Source organism: Pseudoclavibacter sp. VKM Ac-2867 (genome assembly GCF_015351275.1).
GTDB lineage: Bacteria > Actinomycetota > Actinomycetes > Actinomycetales > Microbacteriaceae > Pseudoclavibacter.
This window is the reverse complement of the sequence record NZ_JADKSL010000001.1, coordinates 139,650-156,598: the sequence shown is the minus strand read 5'-3', so window position 1 is coordinate 156,598 and position 16,949 is coordinate 139,650. Positions and strand designations below refer to the sequence as shown.

17 protein-coding genes are annotated in these 16,949 nt (G+C 69.0%); 8 read left to right on the top strand and 9 right to left on the bottom strand.

Features of this window, described 5'->3' with window-relative positions; genetic code table 11:
* Positions 1-168 precede the first annotated feature (168 nt).
* Both ITJ67_RS00700 and ITJ67_RS00695 read left to right on the top strand, forming a co-directional pair.
* A complete protein-coding gene (locus ITJ67_RS00700) occupies positions 169-534 on the top strand; it encodes a PadR family transcriptional regulator (RefSeq protein WP_160074613.1) in 366 nt (121 codons plus the stop codon).
* On the top strand, positions 531-1,946 hold the full coding sequence (locus ITJ67_RS00695; protein WP_194676417.1) for a hypothetical protein: 1,416 nt from the start codon (positions 531-533) through the stop codon (positions 1,944-1,946). The genes ITJ67_RS00700 and ITJ67_RS00695 overlap by 4 nt, the downstream gene beginning before the upstream one ends.
* An 813-nt stretch (positions 1,947-2,759) precedes the next feature.
* Here ITJ67_RS00695 and ITJ67_RS00690 read toward each other — a convergent pair.
* The 5 genes from ITJ67_RS00690 to efeU all read right to left on the bottom strand — a co-directional run bounded on the left by ITJ67_RS00690 (position 2,760) and on the right by efeU (position 8,798).
* Positions 2,760-4,331: a sensor histidine kinase gene (locus tag ITJ67_RS00690; protein WP_194676416.1), complete on the bottom strand. Its 1,572-nt coding sequence runs from the start codon at positions 4,329-4,331 to the stop codon at positions 2,760-2,762.
* Positions 4,328-5,077 (bottom strand): response regulator transcription factor, encoded by a 750-nt coding sequence (locus ITJ67_RS00685; protein ID WP_194676415.1) that lies wholly within the window; start codon positions 5,075-5,077, stop codon positions 4,328-4,330. The genes ITJ67_RS00690 and ITJ67_RS00685 overlap by 4 nt, the downstream gene beginning before the upstream one ends.
* A gap of 115 nt (positions 5,078-5,192) precedes the next feature.
* Positions 5,193-6,509: an iron uptake transporter deferrochelatase/peroxidase subunit gene (gene efeB, locus ITJ67_RS00680; protein ID WP_323741343.1), complete on the bottom strand. Its 1,317-nt coding sequence runs from the start codon at positions 6,507-6,509 to the stop codon at positions 5,193-5,195.
* Between the two features lie 126 nt (positions 6,510-6,635).
* On the bottom strand, positions 6,636-7,853 hold the full coding sequence (efeO, locus tag ITJ67_RS00675) for an iron uptake system protein EfeO (protein WP_194676413.1): 1,218 nt from the start codon (positions 7,851-7,853) through the stop codon (positions 6,636-6,638).
* Positions 7,854-7,889: 36 nt separating this feature from the next.
* Positions 7,890-8,798 carry an iron uptake transporter permease EfeU gene (gene efeU / locus ITJ67_RS00670; protein WP_194676412.1) on the bottom strand — a complete coding sequence of 303 codons (909 nt, stop codon included), beginning with the start codon at positions 8,796-8,798 and terminating at the stop codon, positions 7,890-7,892.
* A gap of 267 nt (positions 8,799-9,065) precedes the next feature.
* Here efeU and ITJ67_RS00665 point away from each other — a divergent pair, with 267 nt between their 5' ends.
* From ITJ67_RS00665 to ITJ67_RS00645, 5 genes are all read left to right on the top strand, one after another.
* Positions 9,066-9,368 carry a rhodanese-like domain-containing protein gene (locus ITJ67_RS00665; protein ID WP_194676411.1) on the top strand — a complete coding sequence of 101 codons (303 nt, stop codon included), beginning with the start codon at positions 9,066-9,068 and terminating at the stop codon, positions 9,366-9,368.
* A gap of 157 nt (positions 9,369-9,525) precedes the next feature.
* On the top strand, positions 9,526-9,753 hold the full coding sequence (locus tag ITJ67_RS00660) for a hypothetical protein (RefSeq protein WP_160075185.1): 228 nt from the start codon (positions 9,526-9,528) through the stop codon (positions 9,751-9,753).
* 91 nt (positions 9,754-9,844) lie between these two features.
* The gene (recQ, locus tag ITJ67_RS00655; protein WP_228502151.1) at positions 9,845-11,728 is read left to right on the top strand and encodes a DNA helicase RecQ; all 1,884 of its coding nucleotides are present in this window, start codon (positions 9,845-9,847) and stop codon (positions 11,726-11,728) included.
* Positions 11,729-11,785: 57 nt separating this feature from the next.
* The gene (locus tag ITJ67_RS00650) at positions 11,786-12,034 is read left to right on the top strand and encodes a type II toxin-antitoxin system Phd/YefM family antitoxin (RefSeq protein WP_194676410.1); all 249 of its coding nucleotides are present in this window, start codon (positions 11,786-11,788) and stop codon (positions 12,032-12,034) included.
* On the top strand, positions 12,031-12,297 hold the full coding sequence (locus ITJ67_RS00645) for a Txe/YoeB family addiction module toxin (RefSeq protein ID WP_194676409.1): 267 nt from the start codon (positions 12,031-12,033) through the stop codon (positions 12,295-12,297). The genes ITJ67_RS00650 and ITJ67_RS00645 overlap by 4 nt, the downstream gene beginning before the upstream one ends.
* A 294-nt stretch (positions 12,298-12,591) precedes the next feature.
* Here ITJ67_RS00645 and ITJ67_RS00640 read toward each other — a convergent pair whose 3' ends face one another.
* The gene (locus tag ITJ67_RS00640) at positions 12,592-13,092 is read right to left on the bottom strand and encodes a heme-degrading domain-containing protein (RefSeq protein ID WP_194676408.1); all 501 of its coding nucleotides are present in this window, start codon (positions 13,090-13,092) and stop codon (positions 12,592-12,594) included.
* Between the two features lie 160 nt (positions 13,093-13,252).
* On the opposite strand from ITJ67_RS00640, the gene ITJ67_RS00635 reads away from it, so the two are divergent.
* Entirely contained in the window at positions 13,253-13,654 is a 402-nt protein-coding gene (locus ITJ67_RS00635; RefSeq protein WP_160075177.1) for a YccF domain-containing protein, read from the top strand.
* A 94-nt stretch (positions 13,655-13,748) separates the two neighbouring features.
* Here ITJ67_RS00635 and ITJ67_RS00630 read toward each other — a convergent pair whose 3' ends face one another.
* From ITJ67_RS00630 to ITJ67_RS00620, 3 genes are all read right to left on the bottom strand, one after another.
* Positions 13,749-14,648: an ATP-binding cassette domain-containing protein gene (locus tag ITJ67_RS00630; protein ID WP_194676407.1), complete on the bottom strand. Its 900-nt coding sequence runs from the start codon at positions 14,646-14,648 to the stop codon at positions 13,749-13,751.
* Complete coding sequence (locus tag ITJ67_RS00625; protein ID WP_160075173.1) at positions 14,648-15,730, bottom strand: ABC transporter permease; 1,083 nt, start codon at positions 15,728-15,730, stop codon at positions 14,648-14,650. The genes ITJ67_RS00630 and ITJ67_RS00625 overlap by 1 nt, the downstream gene beginning before the upstream one ends.
* A gap of 67 nt (positions 15,731-15,797) precedes the next feature.
* Positions 15,798-16,775: a substrate-binding domain-containing protein gene (locus ITJ67_RS00620; protein WP_104240252.1), complete on the bottom strand. Its 978-nt coding sequence runs from the start codon at positions 16,773-16,775 to the stop codon at positions 15,798-15,800.
* Positions 16,776-16,949 lie beyond the last annotated feature (174 nt).

The window sequence follows — 16,949 nt, the reverse complement described above, 5'->3', positions numbered from 1 at the left end:
CGACCCATATGCGGGCGGATGGGCGAGCGGGCGGGTGGGCGAGCCGCGGGGGCGCGGAGAGCGGGGGCGCGGAGAGCGGGGGCGCGGAGGCGGAGGCGAAGGCGAAGGCGAAGGCGAAGGCGAAGAGACTTGTGGACCAATAGTCCAATGGCGGGTATATTCCGATACATGGCAACCATGACCGAGTCCACGTTCTGGATCCTCACCGCCCTCGCCGCCGGGCGTCAGCACGGCTACGCGATCATGCGCGACGTCGAGCGCCTCAGCGCCGGCGCCGCGAAGCTGCGCGCGACCACCCTCTACGCGGCCCTCGAGCGCCTCGAACGCGAGCAGCGCATCCAGAAGGCAGGCGACGAGATCGTGGATGGTCGCGCCCGCCGCTCCTACGAGCTCACCCCGCAAGGGCACCACGACCTGGTGGCGGAGACCGAGGCGCTGGCGACTCGCGCCCAGGTCGCCGCGACGGCGCTGAAGCGTGGCCCCTCGCCTGCCGTTCGCCCCTCCCCGGCTCTGCGACTCGGCCCCGCCTGGTGAGCGCACCCCTCAGTACCAGGTTCGAGCGCCTGCTTCGCTGGTATCCGCGGGCCTGGCGGGAGGAGAACGGCGACTACCTGCTCGCGGTGCTCCTCGAGGACGCCGTCGAGCATGGCAAGACGAAGCCGACGCTCGCGGACGCCTGGTCGATCCGCGTGCATGGCCTCGCCGCCCGGGCCACACCGAGGGCCACACTCGGTGTCGCGGTCGCAGCGCTGATCGTGAGCCTCATCCCGATGGCCACCATCTTCGTGAGCGCGCTCATGGAGCCGACCTGGCTGCGCCTCGGCATCGCCGGGGTCCAGGAGTTCTCCGGCCTGCTCCTGCTCTTCCTGACCGTCATGATGTTCGGCCGCCGCCACGGCGGCAAGCTCACCGCCCCTGCCGCAGTCTCGGCACTCGCGCTCTGGGTACTGCATGCCGCGGCCGCCGCGTGCGCGCGCCTGAGCTGGTCGATCGGATGGGAGGAAGCGGATGACAACCTGCTGCCGGGAGCGACGAGCACCTGGTTCGGAGACTCCACGTCGTTCTGGCTCGCGGTAGCCGGCGCGCTCGGAGTCGCTTCGCTGAGCGTCGTCTTCCGGGGCCTCCTGCGACGGAATGGTTCCGGCTTCGAGGCGTGGATCCTTGCCGGGATCATCTCCTCAGGCTGCCTCGTCGCCCTGTTCATCACCAGCATGATGCCGTCGATCATGCCGCTCGCAGCGGGAACCATGCTCGTCCTGAGCGTGATCGACGTGAGCAAGGAGACCGCAGACGCCCGAAGGTCGCGGCTCGCTGCTCGCACAGTCAGACCCGTGCAGCACCGACCCGCGCAGCGTCGGGCCCGCTTCGTGATCTTGCTGATCCTCGGGGTCCTGACCGCGCTGGCCGGCGCGTTCTGCGCCGCGCTGGCCATCGGCGGCAGCAGCTGGAGTCTGGCGTTCCGCGACTCGACACACGCTATGAACGTCGGGTTGGCCCTCGGCTGCCTCGTCGTGATTCCGCTCGCAGCCGTCGGAACGTGGATGCTCGCCCACCGGTTCGGAACGCGCTGGCTGGTCGGCGGCGCGTTCCTCGTGGCCGCGCTGCTGCTCGAGGCGGGCTCGCAGCTCGCGGGGGCAGGGCATCCGGCGCAGGAGCCGCTCTGGATGCTCGCAGCCCTCTGCATCGGCGCGGCCCCCACCATCCCGCTCATCGCGATGATCCCCGCATCGAAGCCCGTCAGCGCCATTCTCGCGGTCGGCGGGTCACTTGTGCTCGCCCTGACCGTGGGGCTCGGCGTGCCAGGTCTGCCGTTCATCGCGCCCCTCGCATCCGTCGCCGTCGCGTGCTGGGCTGCTGTTCACATCATCGTGGATGCGCGTCGCTCGCGCACCGACGCGCGGACCCCGAGCGCCGGAGCCGGACTCCAGCTGGCCGAGTCGCCCTGAGCACGCGCGCGCATCAGCCGCTTCATCCCCGCGCGCATCTGACCCCCTCGCGCATCTACCTACGACGCACCTCCGCGCCCTCCGCGCGCATCCGCTCCCGGCACACCTCCGCGCCCTCCGCGCCCGCACCCCAGCGCGGAGCTACCCACGAAAAGGTCACTTTGGCCGCGTGTTGCACGCCGCGATGGGGTGAAAACGCCCCATCTGACGGCGAATGGGCGGATGGCGGGCGGGCGACGCTCACCCGCCCTACTCCCGCCCCGCGCGGGCCCCGAGTACGCGCGCCGCAGCCGCTTCATCCCCGCGCACATCCGACCCGGTGCACCTCCGCGCCCCCACGCGCATCCGCCCCCTTGTGTACCTCCGCAGCCCCGCCCCAGCGCGGAGCTACCCACGAAAAGGTCACTTTCACCGCGTGTTGCACGCCGCCATGGGGTGAAAACACCCCATCTGACGGCGGATGGGCGGATGGCGGGCGAGCGGCGCGCATCCGTCCCCGGTGCACCTCCGTCCCCGGTGCACCTCCGCGCCCTCCGCGCGCATCCACCCCAGCGCGGATTTACCCGCAAAAAGGTCACTTTGGCCGCGTGTTGCACGCCGCGATGGGGTGAAAACGCCCCATCTGACGGCGGATGGCGGGCGGGCTCGGGACGGGCGCGGCCTCGCGGGCGGGCGGGCGGGCTCGGGACGGGCGCGGCCTCGCGGGCGGGCGGGCGGGCTCGGGACGGGCGCGGCCTCGCGGGCGGACGGGCTCGGCGTCGGGACGGGCTCGGCGCGGCCTCGCGGGCGGGCGGGCTCGGCCTCGCGCGGGGCTCAGCCTCGCGACGGCTGGGGCTCGGCGAGCGGCAGGCGCACCATGAAGCGCGTCTCGCCAGGGCGGCTGTCGACGGAGATCGTGCCGCCGTGCGCATCCACCACGCTCTTCACGATCGAGAGGCCGAGGCCCGTGCCGCGGGTGACCGGGATGGAACTCGCCTCGGTCTCGCCGCGCGTGCGCGAAACGTCGCCGCGCACGAAGCGCTCGAAGAGGTGCTCGAGCACGCCAGGGTCGATGCCTGGCCCGTCATCGACGACCCTGAGCACGGCGTTGCTGCCCTCGAGGCCGAGCGTCAGGGTGACGTTCGTTCCCGCAGGGGTGTGCGCGTTCGCATTGGCGAGGAGGTTCGAGACGACTCGGCGCAGCTGCGCGTCGACACCCGTCACCTCGATGGCGACGCCGGGAATGTCGAGGTTCCACCGATGCTGAGGCCACGCCGCGTGCGCGTCGCCGACCGCCTCGAGGGCGATGAGCGACAGGTCGACCGTGCTGTGCTCGACGTCGACGCCCTCGTCGAGGCGGGCGAGCAGCAGGAGCTCCTCGACAAGCGCGGTCATGCGGACGGACTCCGAGTCGATCCGCTCGAGCGCGCGCGCCGTGTCCTCCGGCAGGTCTGCGCGGCTGCGGCGCGTGAGCTCGGAATAGCCGCGGATGGAAGCGAGTGGGGTGCGCAGCTCGTGGCTCGCATCCGCCACGAACTGCCGCATCTTCGCTTCGCTCGCCTCCCTCGCGGTGAAGGCGCGGGAGATGTGACCGAGCATCGTGTTGAAGGCCTGGCCCATGCGCCCGACCTCGGTGCGCGGGTCCGCGTCGCGCGGTTCGACCCGCACGTCGAGGGCCGCGTCGCCCGAGGTGAGGGGCAGCTTCGAGATGCTGGTCGCGAGATGCTCGACCCGCTCGAGCGGGGCCATGGATGCGCGGATCCAACGCGACGTGAAGACCGCGGCGAGCCCCATGCCGAGGAGTCCGATGAGGGCGATCATGAGGCTGAGCGTCGTCGTCGTCGCGTTGACGTCGCCGAGCGGGAGGGCGATGACGACGCCGTACCCGGCTGGCCCTTCGCTTGCCTGCGCCCTGACCTCGCCGATGCCGAGGACGGTGACGGTGTGCGCCTGCCCGTCCTGCGGGACGCTCGCGAGTTCCTCGGCGGTGGCCGGGGAGATCAGCACGACCTCGCCGAGACTGTTGAGGGCGCCCGCCGAGATGACGGTGTCGTCGTCGATGACCGCGCCGACGGTGCCCTCCGCCTGGCCGGGGAGCTTCAGCACGAACGTCGCGTTCGGGGTGATGGAGAGCGGTCCGCCCGTGTCGCCGGGACCGGACGCGCCTTCGCGACCCCGGTCGCTGGCCGAGGAGAGCTGCTGGTCGAGCCGGTCGACGAGCACGTTGTGCAGCAGCGTCACGCTGACGGCGCCGATGACGGCGGTCACGATGACGAGCGTCGCGACGAGTCCGAGGACGAGTCGCCTTCGGAGGGTCAGCGGCGCACGCTCGCGCCTCCCATTCGCGCCCGACGGCGGGGCGTTCGGGGGGAGAGTTGCAGGGGATGCGCCTCCCGGCGCGCTCATTCCGTGGCCTTGAGCATGTAGCCGACACCGCGAACCGTGCTGATCATGGGCTCGCGGCCAGCGTCGACCTTCTTGCGCAGGTAGGAGATGTACAGCTCGACGACGGTCTCGCGCCCGCCGAAGTCGTAGCTCCACACGTGGTCGAGGATCTGCGCCTTCGACAGCACGCGGCGGGGGTTGCGCATGAGGAAGCGCAGCAGCTCGAACTCGGTGGCCGTGAGCTCGATGAGGTCGTCGCCGCGGCGCACCTCGTAGCTCTCCTCGTCGAGGCTGAGGTCGCCGACGCGCAGCACGGGGTCGTTGGCGCCGCCCTGCGTGAGCATGGATCGGCGGACGAGGCCGCGCACGCGCGCGATGACCTCCTCCAGGCTGAAGGGCTTCGTGACGTAGTCGTCGCCGCCGGCCGTGAGCCCAGCGAGTCGGTCGGCGAGCGCGTCCTTCGCGGTCAGGAAGAGCACGGGCAGCGCCTCGTCGTCGGCGCGGATGCGGTGCAGCAGCGAGAGCCCGTCCGTGTCGGGGAGCATGATGTCGAGCACGGCCGCGTGCGGCTTGAACTCGCGGGCGACCTTCACCGCGGATGCCCCGTCCGCGGCGGTGCGCACCTCCCAGCCCTCGTAGCGCAGCGCCATCCTGAGGAGGTCGGTGAGCGAGGGCTCGTCGTCGACGACGAGCACTCTGATGGCGGACCCGTCGGCCGCCTTGAGCATCGGGCCGAGTCGCGAGCTCGACTGATCGGTGGGAGGCATGCCCCTAGTCTCCTCCTTGATCTATGGAGGAGCTATGAGGCGCCTGAGCGCCGGGTATGGGGTCGGCAACGGGCGCGCAACGTTCCGGGCCGCATCCGCTCGCCCGCCCATCTGGTCAGCCGAACAGCGTCTCGCCGACGTACCCGCCCTCGCGAGCGCCAGGGGGAATCGCCCAGATGCCGCTGCCCGTGTGCTTGATGTACTCGTTGAGGAGGTCGGTGCTGAGCGACTGCTGCACGCGGATGAACTGCTCCGGGTCTCGCTGGTAGGACAGGAAGAAGAGGCCGGCGTTGAGGCGTCCGAGCTCGTCGTTGCCGTCGACGAAGTTGTAGCCGCGGCGCAGGAGCCGAGCGCCCGCGTTCTTGCCGGGATGCGCGAGCGCGACGTGGGAGTTCGCGTCGATGGCCGGCTGCCCGAACGTCGTGCTGCTCTCGGCCGCGAAGTCGGGTTCTGCGAACTCCTCGCCGCCGCTGAGCGGCGCCCCGGCGCGCTTGTCGCGGCCGATGATCTGCTCCTGCTCCTCGAGCCGGACTCTGTCCCACGACTCGATCATCATGCGGATGCGCCTGGCCACGAGGTAGGAGCCGCCGGCCAGCCAGTCGACGCCGTCGCCTGGGGCGACCCAGACGTGCTCGGTCGTGGCGCTCGTCTCCTCCGCCTTGACGTTCGCGGTACCGTCCTTGAAGCCGAAGAGGTTGCGGGGTGTGGCCTGGCTCGTCGAGGTCGACGAGGTGCGCCCGAATCCCAGCTGCGACCAGCGCAGGATGACGCGGCCGAAGCCGATGCGCGTGAGGTTGCGGATGGCATGGACCGCGACCTGGGGGTCGTCGGCGCAGGCCTGGATGCAGAGGTCGCCGCCCGAGAGCGCGCTGTCGAGCGCGTCTCCGGAGAAGCGTGGGAGCTGCGCGAGCTTCGCCGGCTGCTTGCTGGCCAGGCCGAAGCGGTCGACCCCGTCGCCGTCGACGAAGAGCGTCGGGCCGAATCCGAACGTGATGGTGAGCGCCGAGGGCGGCAGTCCGAGGGCCTCGCCGGTGTCGTCGGGTGGGGCGAGCGGCGACCCTCCGACGGCTCCGGAGGCGGAGGCGTCGAGGCCCTGCACGAGTCGTGACGACGCGTAGCTCCAGTCCTGCAGCAGCTCCGCGAGGTCCTCCCTCGTCGTCCCTTCGCGGACGTCGAAGGTCGCGAAGTGGATGCGGTCCTGCGCCGGGGTGACGATGCCGGCCTGGTGCTCTCCGTTGAAGGGGTACTGGGTCCCGCTGCCGGCGTGGGAGGTCGCGCCGGCACCGGTTGCCGCGGCGATCCCGAAGCCGCCGGCACCACCTGCGGCGATTCCGGCCGCTCCGGCGCCGAGGAGGCCGAGGAGACCGCGGCGGGACAGGCCGCGGGCCGGTTCTTCGACGTCGTGATCGTTCGGGGTCTCGCCTGCGCTCACGGGCAGCCCTCCTGGGTTGATCTGATGAGAGTGACCAGCTTGCGTGACCATCCGCGGGTGCTCACCGCGTTCGGGGTGATCTCAGGCCGATGGTCACGCAAGCTGGCCGGGTGCGCTGGGAGCGCGCTATGCCGGCAGCCCGAGCACGGTGGTCGTGAGCTGCGAGAGCGGCTCGGCGAGCGCGTCGACCTGAGTCGACAGCTCTTTCACCTGTTCGGGGGTGAGGTCGCGGTAGTTGGTGAAGCCCTCCTCGTAGCTGCCGTAGCTCGCGAGCAGGTCGTTGAGCGCGGTGAACTCGGTGCTGATCGAGTCTGCGATCGCGATGCCGTCCTCGCCCTTCGACCGGGCGACGTCCTCGACGATGCCGAACGCGACCTCCGCGCCCTCGACGTTCGCCTTGAAGTCGCTGAGGTCGGTGCCGGACCACCAGTCTTCCTCACCCGAGATCTTGCCGGTCGCGACCTCGTCGAGCAGGCCGATGGCGCCGTTCGTGATGTCCTCGATGGAGATCGAGAACTCGTCGCTGTTCACGAGGTCCGCGAGCTGCTGGATGTCGGCGACGAGCTGGTCCGCGTACTGCGCGCGCTCCGCCGTGGTCGACGGCGCCCAGTCGAGGAACGCGTCGGTGTCGTCGGAGTTCTTGTCACCGGGCTTCGGCTGCCAGAGGTCCTTCTCGATCCGGTGGAAGCCGGTCCAGTCGAGGCCCTCGGCGACGGCGTCGACCTCGCGGTAGTCGATCTTGGGGTCGAGGTCGCCGAAGGCCTCAGCGGTCGGCTCGATGCGCTCGTATGGCACTCGCGCGGCTGCGAAGAGCTCGCGCGCGGCCTCGTCGTCGCCCGACTTGTAGGCGGTCGTGAACTGATCCACGAGGGGGACGAGCTCGGCGACCTGGTTGCGCAGGTAGGCGGTGTAGCTCGTGACGGCTTCGTCGTAGGCCGCTTGGTCATCGGCGGCGACCGCGACTGCCTCGCCCGAGACAGAGAAGGCGGTCTGGCCGATGCCGGCCCCGAGCATGCCCGGCTTGCACACGGTGAAGTAGCTGCCTGGCTGCGCGACGACCGAGAGCTGGCGGCTCGTTCCTGGCGCGATGTTCTCGACCTCGCCGACGATGCGGAGTCCGTCGTCGGCGAGCAGGTAGAACTCGGTGACGCGTTCGCCGTCGTTGGTGACCTCGAAGGTGATGGGGCCGCTGGCGGCGGAGGCGCCGGAGACCGTGCAGTCGGTGTCGGTGCTCGAGACGGCGAGCGAGGAGGAGGCGTCAGCCGGCGCGTTCGGCACGCAGCCGGTGAGGGAGACGAGCGTGACGGCGGAGAGCAGTCCGACCGTGAGTGGCTTGAGGTGCATGGTTGTCCTTCTGAGAGGGGATGCTGAGGGCGGTGCTCAGCGTGCGGCGGTCGCCGCGGGCTGAGGTGATGTGTGGGTCGATTGGCGGCGGCCGGAGCGCGTGCGGACGGCGAAGAGCGCGGCTGTCGGGACCAGGTAGGCGAAGTAGGCGAAGATCTCGAGCTTCGTCATCTCGGGCGTGAAGCCGATGGTGCCCTTGAGGAGCGCCCCGAAGAGCCCGTCCGGCGGGATGACCTCCGGGATGCGGAACGCCCACGCGTTCTCGCCGAACCAGGCCTGCACGGCGGCGGATGCGCCCTCCGGCGCCGCGATGAAGGGGCCGGGCAGGACGGCGGCTTCCTGCAGGTCGTGGATGGCGTAGGCGACGATGCCGGCGGCGAAGACGATGAGGATAGCGCCGGTCCACGTGAAGAACGTGGAGAGGTTGATGCGCACGACGCCGCGGAAGAGCCCCCAGGCGAGGCCGACCGCGAGGAGCAGTCCGACGATGGCGCCGAGGAAGCCGAGCACCCAGCCGTCGCCCGAGCGGGTCGTCGACCAGACGAAGAGCGCTGTCTCGAGCCCCTCGCGTGCGACGGAGACGAAGGCGACGGCGACGATGCCCCATCCGCTGCCGCCGAGGTGCCGGTCGACCTGCCCTTCCAGCTCGTGCTTGAGGGTCTTGGAGACTCGGAGCATCCAGAAGACCATCCACGTGACCATGGCCACGGCGACGAGCGAGAGGCTGCCGCCGATGATCTCCTGTGCCTGGAAGGAGAGTCCGTAGGCGCCGAAGGTGAGGACGGCGCCGAGGATGAGTGACGCGACGACCGCGAATGCGACGCCGAGCCAGATGCGGCGCACGATGTCGGGACGCTGGATGCGCCTGGCGTAGGCGATGAGGATGCCGACGACAAGCGCCGCTTCGAGGCCTTCGCGGAGTCCGATGAGCAGAGAGCCGAGCATGTTGGGTTCCTGGGCGTGAGGGGGTACGGGCTGGCGGGCGTGAGGGCCAGCCATAGCCCAGGCGTCCATGCGCGGTAGGCCAGGTAAGGCTTACCTTTCGCGAAGATACACCCGTCTTCGGCGAATTGCCAAGTCCCCGATGCCGAGGATCGCGCACCCACCACGATCAGGCTGGAACGGGGCGAAAGGTCCCACCGAGACGACTCAAGTAGCGTGGGCCGCGGCCCGCGACACCGTCGGGTACCGGCAAGTCCAGGAGGAGCATTCGTGCAGACCATCGACATCACCCAGCTCGCGGCGCTCGGCGAGCAGGCCACCATCATCGACGTCCGCGAGCCGGACGAATTCTCGGCCGTGCGCATCCCCTGGGCCAGCAACGTGCCGCTCAGCGAACTCGTGGAGCGCGCAGGCGAGGTGCCGGATGACGGCCCGGTCTACCTGATCTGCGCCGCTGGCGTGCGCAGCGAGCGAGCCGCGGCCTACCTCAAGCAGCACGACAAGCCGGTCGTCAACGTGCTCGGCGGCATGTCGGAGTGGGCGGGCGCCGGACACACGGTCGAGCGCGGCTGATACAAGCGGCTGAGGAGCGCTCGCCGCCGAGTACCGAACGGCGACGGGCAGTTCTCCCCGTCCGCTCGGGTGTGCCGCGCGACGATTCTCGCTAGCGTGGGGCCACCTCGACTGGGCTGCCGCGGCGCCCCAGATCCACCGGCGATGGGAGTGGAGCGTGAACAGTCCACGGCGTCCTGCGCGCACCCGCGACGCCCCGAACCGGCTGGCCTCGCAGCCGAACACCGAGGCGCATCGGCAGGCCGAGCAGCAGCACCGGGCGGCGCAGTCCGATCCCTTCGGCCACACGCTGCCGCGGCGGAAGCCGGCCGTCCAACCGCCCCCGCTCTTCATCCCGGGCTTCCGGTACTACCCGCCGGTGTCGCGCATCCGCGCCGCGGGGTAGCACCGGGTCATCGCTCGTTGCTGGGCACGTGGGGCGACCGTGCCTGTGGATGACCGAGCGGATGTCCGAGGTCGCGCCTAGGGTTGCTTGCATGGTCGCAACGCACGAGACAGATGCCCCCGCTCCATCAGGGACCCTGCTCCAGCGCGCGCAGACGGTGCTCAGGGAGGTCTTCGGCTACGACGACTTCCGCGGCGATCAGGCGCAGATCATCGAGCGGTTGTGCGCCGGCGACGATGCCGTCGTGCTCATGCCGACCGGTGGCGGGAAGAGCCTCTGCTACCAGGTGCCCGCGCTGGTCCGCGAGGGCACCGGCGTCGTCATCTCGCCGCTCATCGCGCTCATGCACGACCAGGTCGGGGCACTCGAGCAGCTCGGCGTGCGGGCCGCGTTCCTCAACTCCACGCAGTCCATCGACGAGCGCCGCGACGTCGAGCGTCAGCTGCTGGCGGGCGAGCTCGACCTCATCTACCTGGCACCGGAACGTCTGCCCGTCGCAGCCGACCTCCTCAGCCGAACGAACATCTCGCTGTTCGCCATCGACGAGGCGCACTGCGTCGCGCAGTGGGGGCACGACTTCCGACCCGACTACCTGAACCTGTCGATGATCGCCGAGCGGTGGCCAGGGGTTCCGCGCATCGCGCTGACGGCGACCGCGACGAGCGAGACGCGGCAGGAGATCGTCGAGCGGCTTGCGCTCGACGACGCGAAGGTGTTCGTCGCGAGCTTCGACCGCCCCAACATCCAGTACCGAGTCTCCCCCAAGCAGACCCCGAAGGCGCAGCTGCTGCGCCTCATCCAGGAGGAGCACTCGGGCGATGCGGGCGTCGTCTACTGCCTGAGCCGCAAGTCGGTCGAGAACATCTCGGAGTGGCTGCGTGGGCAGGGCGTGAATGCCCTCGGCTACCACGCCGGCATGCCCGCCGAGACGCGGGCGAGGCACCAGTCGAAGTTCCTGCGCGAAGACGGGGTCGTCATGGTCGCGACGATCGCGTTCGGCATGGGCATCGATAAACCCGATGTGCGCTTCGTCGCCCACCTCGACCTGCCGAAGAGCATCGAGGGCTACTACCAGGAGACGGGTCGCGCCGGACGCGACGGGCTCCCCTCGACCGCCTGGCTCGCCTACGGGCTCCAGGACGTGGTGCAGCAGCGGCGCATGATCGCCGAGGGCGAAGGCGACGCGCAGCGCAAGCGTGCGCAGAGCCAGCACCTCGACGCGATGCTCGCGCTCTGCGAGACGGTCACGTGTCGCCGCGTGCAGCTCCTCGCCTACTTCGGGCAGCTGAGCGAGCCGTGCGGCAACTGCGACACGTGCATCTCACCTCCCGACTCATGGGACGGCACGATTCCCGCGCAGAAGCTGCTCTCGACGGTGCTGCGGCTCGACAGGGAGCGCAACGGCCAGGCGTTCGGCGCCGGCCAGCTCATCGACATCCTCACGGGGAAGACCACCGACAAGGTCACGCAGTGGAAGCACGACGAGCTGTCCACGTTCGGCATCGGCAAGGACCTGGGCGACACGGAATGGCGTGGGGTCGTGCGGCAGCTGCTCGCCGCGGGCGTGCTCGCGGTGCGCGGCGAGTACGGTGTGCTCGCGCTCACGAGCGAGGCCGCCCCGGTGCTGCGCGGCGAGCGTCAGCTCATGTTCCGCAAGGAGCCCCCGAAGGCGCCCGGCTCGAACGGGCGACGCTCGCGCGGCGAGTACTCGGGCCGCTCCGGCGGCGGCAGCGCGGCAGCGGCGGCCCTCACCGAGTCGCAGCGCGAAGTGTTCGAGCGATTGCGTGCCTGGCGGGCGGAGACGGCGAAGGAGCAGGGCGTGCCGGCGTACATCGTGTTCACGGATGCGACGCTCGCGGCTATCGCCGAGGTGAAGCCGCGTCAGCATGCGCAGCTCGCGGCGATCTCAGGCGTCGGCGCGGCGAAGCTGGAGCGCTACGCCGACGACGTGCTCGACGCCATCGCGGAGCAGTAGCGCCGCCGGAGTGCCCAGACGTAGACTGGTACCACATCTTGTACAAGAGGGGGACCCATGGCCATCACGACCAGCGAGGCTCGCCGAGACCTCTTCGGCCTCATCGAGCGCGTGAATCTCGACCATTCGGAAGTGGAGATCACGTCCAAGCGAGGATCCGCCGTGCTGATCTCGAAGGATGAGTACGACGCACTCATCGAGACGAGCTACCTGCTGCGCTCCCCGAAGAACGCCGAACGCCTGCTTGCAGCGATGCACCAGGCGCGATCAGGGCAGACCGAAGAGCACACACGCCACGAGGCATGACCGCTCGCCTGCTGACCTGGACCTCCGAGGGGCGGGAAGACTACCTCTACTGGCAGAAGCAGGACAGGCTGACCCTCAAGCGCATCAACACGCTCATCGATGACATCCTGCGCGCCGATCCGTTCGCGGGGATAGGGAAGCCCGAGGCTCTGAAGCATGCCATGGCCGGAGCCTGTTCTCGGCGCATCGATGGCGAGCACCGACTGGTCTACACGGCAACCGAGGAGTCGGTTGTCATCCTGCAGGCTCGCTACCACTACTGAGCACGATCACCGCTTGCCTCTCATGCTGCTCTCGAACCGCGCTCGTCTCGGACCGTGATGGGTTTTGGCGACCGTGATGGGATAAAACCCATCACCAGTCACCGAAACCCAGCACGAGCGCCCTGAGAACCCATCGGCGTCGCCGAAAGCCAGGTTCCTCACACGGTGAGCGGGGGCACGGGCTGCAGGTCAGTCAGCGCCCTGAGAACCCATCGGCGTCGCCGAAAGCCAGGCTCCTCACACGGTGAGCGGGGGCACGGGCTGCAGGTCAGTCAGCGCCCTGGTGACTCGCGGCTAGGAGAGTACTCGGTGCACGCGCAGCGCTTCGACGACCAGCGCGTGGTCCTCGTGCATCTCGAGGCCGCTCACGCCGACGGCACCAGCAAGCGTTCCCCCGATGCGGATGGGGAAGGCGCCGCCGGCAGCGGCGTACTCTCGCGGGTCGAGCAGCGAGTCGGCGGCGAAGTCCTCGCCGCTTGCCTCGTAGGTGTACCGGACCGTGAGGGTCGAGTGGCCGAAGTGCTCGACAACCCGGAATTTGCGGGCGAGCCACGCGTCGTTGAGCACTGCGGAGCCGGGGGTCGCCGCGTGGAACGCCCGCTGCCCACCCAGGACGATCGAGACGGCGACGCTGTGCCCGCGCACGAGCGACTCGTGGCGCAGCCACGTGCCGACCTGCCAGGCATCCTCGAGCGTGAAGCTCGGGAAGTCGAGTTCCCGCTCTTCGGCGCGCAGGAGCTGGAGGACGTCATCGGCGGGCAGGCCGACGTATGGCGGAGTGGGGGCGGAGCTCATGGTTCACCTCGGTGTGCGGAATGAGTGGGGTGCTGGGGCACGCCAACGTGCCTGCAAGCGAGCATAACCCTCGGAGGCTCATTTGTCATGACATATGAACATGAGCGATTTCACCCTCCAGTATGACGCGATACATCGCGAGTTGCTGCAGGCTGTTCGCATGCGCACTCTCCTCAACATCATCTGGCTCCTTCTCTCGGGGTTCTGGCTCTTCTGCGGCTACGTCCTCGCGGGCGTGCTGCTGTGCATCCCGATCGTCACCATCCCGTGGGCGATCGCCTCGTTCCGCATCGGGCTCTACGCGCTCTGGCCCTTCGGCCGCGACGTCGTCTCGCGACCCGACGCCGGAGCTTTCTCGTTCATCGGCAACGTCATCTGGTTCATCCTCGCGGGCTGGTGGCTCGCGATCGGCCACATCGTCTCTGGCATCGCGCTGTGCATCACCATCATCGGCATCCCGATGGGTATCGCCGACTTCAAGATGATCCCGATCTCCCTCTCGCCCCTCGGCAAGGAGGTCGTCGACCGCGACAACGGCCCGTTCGGCAGCCCGCGCCGCTGACGAGCCTCCCGAGCGCGCGAAACGGCCGGCACCCCACTGAGGGTGCCGGCCGTTCTTCGCGCTGCTCGCAGTGCCGGACAGTGGATGCTCGCGCCTACTTTGCGGGCACGTCCGGGATGTCGTCCTCGACTTCGCGGATGACGGCGATGTCCTGCGTGTAGCCGCCGAGCTGTTCGAGCTCGTGGGCGAGTTCTTCGAGTTCGGCGCCGCCGGCCATCTGCGCGGTGAGCTCGTCGAGGGTGATGTCGGCTTTGTCGTAGTAGCCGATCGACTTGCCGCGCTTGAGGAGCAGGAAGCTGTCGCCGACGGGGAACGCGTGGTGCGGGTTGTGGGTGATGAAGATCACGCCGAGTCCGCGGTCGCGGGCCGCGAGGATGTAGCGCAGCACCACGCCCGACTGCTTCACGCCGAGGGCGGCGGTCGGCTCGTCGAGGATGAGTGCCTTCGCGCCGAAGTACACGGCGCGGGCGATCGCGACGCACTGCCGCTCGCCGCCGGAGAGCTGGCCGATGGGCTGGTCGACGTCGCGAAGGTCGATGCCCATGTCGAGCAGCTCCTTCTTCGTAATCTCCTTCATCTGGTCGACGTCGAGGCTCTTGAAGGGGCCGAAGCCCTTCGTGAGCTCGGAGCCGAGGAAGAAGTTGCGCCAGATGGGCATGAGCGGCACGACCGCGAGGTCCTGGTAGACGGCCGCGATGCCCCGCTCGAGGGCCTCGCGTGGCGACTTGAGGTGCACCGACTCGCCCTCGATGAGGAACTCGCCGTCGGTGTGCTCGTGGCGTCCCGCGATGATCTTGATGAGCGTCGATTTGCCGGCACCGTTGTCGCCGAGCACGCAGGTGACGCGCCCCGGGTCGACGTCCATGTCGACGTTCTGCAGGGCGAGGATGTTGCCGTACCGCTTGCCCGCATCCCGAAGCGAGATGAGGTGCGTGCCCTGCTCGACGCGACCGGGTTGCTGCACGTCCGCCGCTGCTGTCTGGTTCGTTGTCATCACTTCTGCTCCGCCCTCTTCTTGACGACGAGGTTCACGATCGTGGCCATCAGCAGCATGAGGCCGAGGAAGAACTTGAACCAGTCCGGGTTCCACTGGGCGTAGACGATGCCCTTGTTGGCCATGCCGAAGATCAAGGCGCCGATGGCGCCGCCGATCGCCGAGCCGTAGCCGCCGGTGAGGAGGCAGCCGCCGATGACGGCCGCGATGATGTAGAGGAACTCGTTGCCGATACCCTCGCCCGACTGGACCACGTTGAAAGCGAACAGGTTGTGCATGCCCAGGATCCAGGCGCAGAACCCGACGCCCATGAAGAGCCCGATCTTGGTCGCCGTGACGGGCACACCGACCGCGCGGGCCGCGTTCTCGTCGCCGCCGACGGCGAAGATCCAGTTGCCGATCTTGGTGCGCATCAGGATGAACGTGGCGACGAGCACCAGCGCGATCCAGATGAAGACGGTGACGTTCACGTTGACGCCGAAGACGGGGATCTCGCTGGCGAAGATCGCCTTGGCCGATGCGAAGCCGTCCATGTCTGCGATGGCGGGGCTGGAGACGCCGCCGCCGACGAGTCGAGTGATGCCGAGGTTGAGTCCCGTCAGCATGAGGAACGACGCGAGCGTCACGATGAACGACGGCAGCTTCGTCTTGATGAGCAGCCAGCCGTTGATGAAGCCGACGACGAGGGCGAAGACGAGGCCCATGAGCACGCCAACCCACACATTGGTCGCGAAGTACCAGCTGAACAGGGATGCGGTGAGCGCCGAGGAGATGACGGCGACGCCGGCGGAGAGGTCGAACTCGCCGCCGATCATGAGGAGGGAGACGCCGACCGCCATGATGCCGATCGTGGAGGCGCCGTAGAGGACCGTCGCGAGGGAGGTGACCTGGGTGAAGACGGGCGCCGCGATCGCGAAGAAGACGAACACGACGATGGCGCCGACGACGGCGCCCATCTCGGGCCGGCCGAGGATGACCGACAGCGGCGAGCGTCTGCCGACACGCTCGTCGGCGCTCGAGGATGCGGGGCCGGCGGCGGGAGTTCGGGGCGATGCTGAAGTTGGTGTTGCGGTGTGAACCATGACTGCACTTCCTTGTGAGAGGTCGGGATGACCGCGGCTCGCGGCCATCCCGACCGTGGCTCGCTGGTTAGCGGATACCCTTCTTGGCCTCTTCGAGGACAACGGCCGCGTTGCTCTCGTCGATGATCGTCGGGCCGGTGAGCACGGGCTTGCCGCCACCGAGGGCGAACTCGCCGTTGTTCTGCAGCCAGAGCGAGTCGACTGCCATGTATCCCTGCAGGTAGGGCTGCTGATCGACGGTGAACACGACGTCCCCGTCGACGATCGCCTGCGCGAGGTCTGCGTTGAGGTCGAAGGACGCGACCTTGGCGCTGGAACCGGTCTCGGCGACCGAGTCGATCGCCGTGAGCGTGAACGGGGCACCGAGTCCGATGACGACGTCGGTGTCCGGGGTCGACTGGAGCTTGGCGGAGATGGTCGACTTGACCTGCGTCATGTCCGTCCCGGTCACGTACAGGATCTCGGTGGCTGGCACCTTCTCCTTGATGCCGGCGCAGCGGGCTTCGAGGCCGACGTGGCCCTGCTCCTGGATGATGCAGAGGGGCTTCGTGTAGCCGAGCTCGGTGATCTTGTCGCCAGCTGCCTGGCCTGCAACCACTTCGTCCTGGCCGATGTAGGTGAAGGCACCGAACTCGAAGGCCTCTTTGCTTCCGCCGTTGAAGGCGACCACGGGGATACCGGCGTCGACGGCGGCCTTGATGGAGTCTTCGAGTGCGTCGCCCTTGGCGATCGTGACGGCGATGCCGTCGACGCCCTGGTCGATCGCCTGCTGGATGAGCTGGGCCTGGTTCGGGGCCTGCGGGTCGGAGGAATAGAGCAGTTCGACGTTGTCCTTCGCCGCCGCGGTCTCGGCACCCTTCCGAACGATGTCCCAGAAGGTGTCTCCCGGGGCGGCGTGCGTGATCATCGCGATCTTGATGGAGGGCGTGTCTGCGACGCCCGCGACCGCGGGGTCTTCGGCCGTTCCGGTGTCGCGTCCGCCTGCGGAGGAGCAGGCGGTGAGCGCGAAGACCGGCACCATTGCGAGTGCTGCCAGGCCGAACATGAGACGTTTCTTCTTCACGAAAACTCCTTTGAATGCCGTGATGACGCCAGTTGGACGCTCGACAGGACAGCCGCTGGGGGACGGCGTCTTGAGGAACCCACGTGTGCTCGCTCGGTCATCCTTGTCCGAGAGCAACGAGCACGTCACTGACTTGTCATGACAATAGCTCAACAG

Bases quoted from the DNA above. Each gene is read 5' to 3' on its own strand.
- ITJ67_RS00645 (WP_194676409.1), top strand. From the start codon at position 12,031: ATGACCGCTCGCCTGCTGACCTGGACCTCCGAGGGGCGGGAAGACTAC.
- ITJ67_RS00700 (WP_160074613.1), top strand. From the start codon at position 169: ATGGCAACCATGACCGAGTCCACGTTCTGGATCCTCACCGCCCTCGCC.
- ITJ67_RS00685 (WP_194676415.1), bottom strand. From the start codon at position 5,077: ATGCCTCCCACCGATCAGTCGAGCTCGCGACTCGGCCCGATGCTCAAG.
- ITJ67_RS00625 (WP_160075173.1), bottom strand. From the start codon at position 15,730: ATGGTTCACACCGCAACACCAACTTCAGCATCGCCCCGAACTCCCGCC.
- ITJ67_RS00630 (WP_194676407.1), bottom strand. From the start codon at position 14,648: ATGACAACGAACCAGACAGCAGCGGCGGACGTGCAGCAACCCGGTCGC.
- efeO (WP_194676413.1), bottom strand. From the start codon at position 7,853: ATGCACCTCAAGCCACTCACGGTCGGACTGCTCTCCGCCGTCACGCTC.
- recQ (WP_228502151.1), top strand. From the start codon at position 9,845: ATGGTCGCAACGCACGAGACAGATGCCCCCGCTCCATCAGGGACCCTG.
- efeU (WP_194676412.1), bottom strand. From the start codon at position 8,798: ATGCTCGGCTCTCTGCTCATCGGACTCCGCGAAGGCCTCGAAGCGGCG.
- ITJ67_RS00690 (WP_194676416.1), bottom strand. From the start codon at position 4,331: ATGAGCGCGCCGGGAGGCGCATCCCCTGCAACTCTCCCCCCGAACGCC.
- ITJ67_RS00635 (WP_160075177.1), top strand. From the start codon at position 13,253: ATGCGCACTCTCCTCAACATCATCTGGCTCCTTCTCTCGGGGTTCTGG.
- ITJ67_RS00650 (WP_194676410.1), top strand. From the start codon at position 11,786: ATGGCCATCACGACCAGCGAGGCTCGCCGAGACCTCTTCGGCCTCATC.
- ITJ67_RS00620 (WP_104240252.1), bottom strand. From the start codon at position 16,775: ATGTTCGGCCTGGCAGCACTCGCAATGGTGCCGGTCTTCGCGCTCACC.
- ITJ67_RS00640 (WP_194676408.1), bottom strand. From the start codon at position 13,092: ATGAGCTCCGCCCCCACTCCGCCATACGTCGGCCTGCCCGCCGATGAC.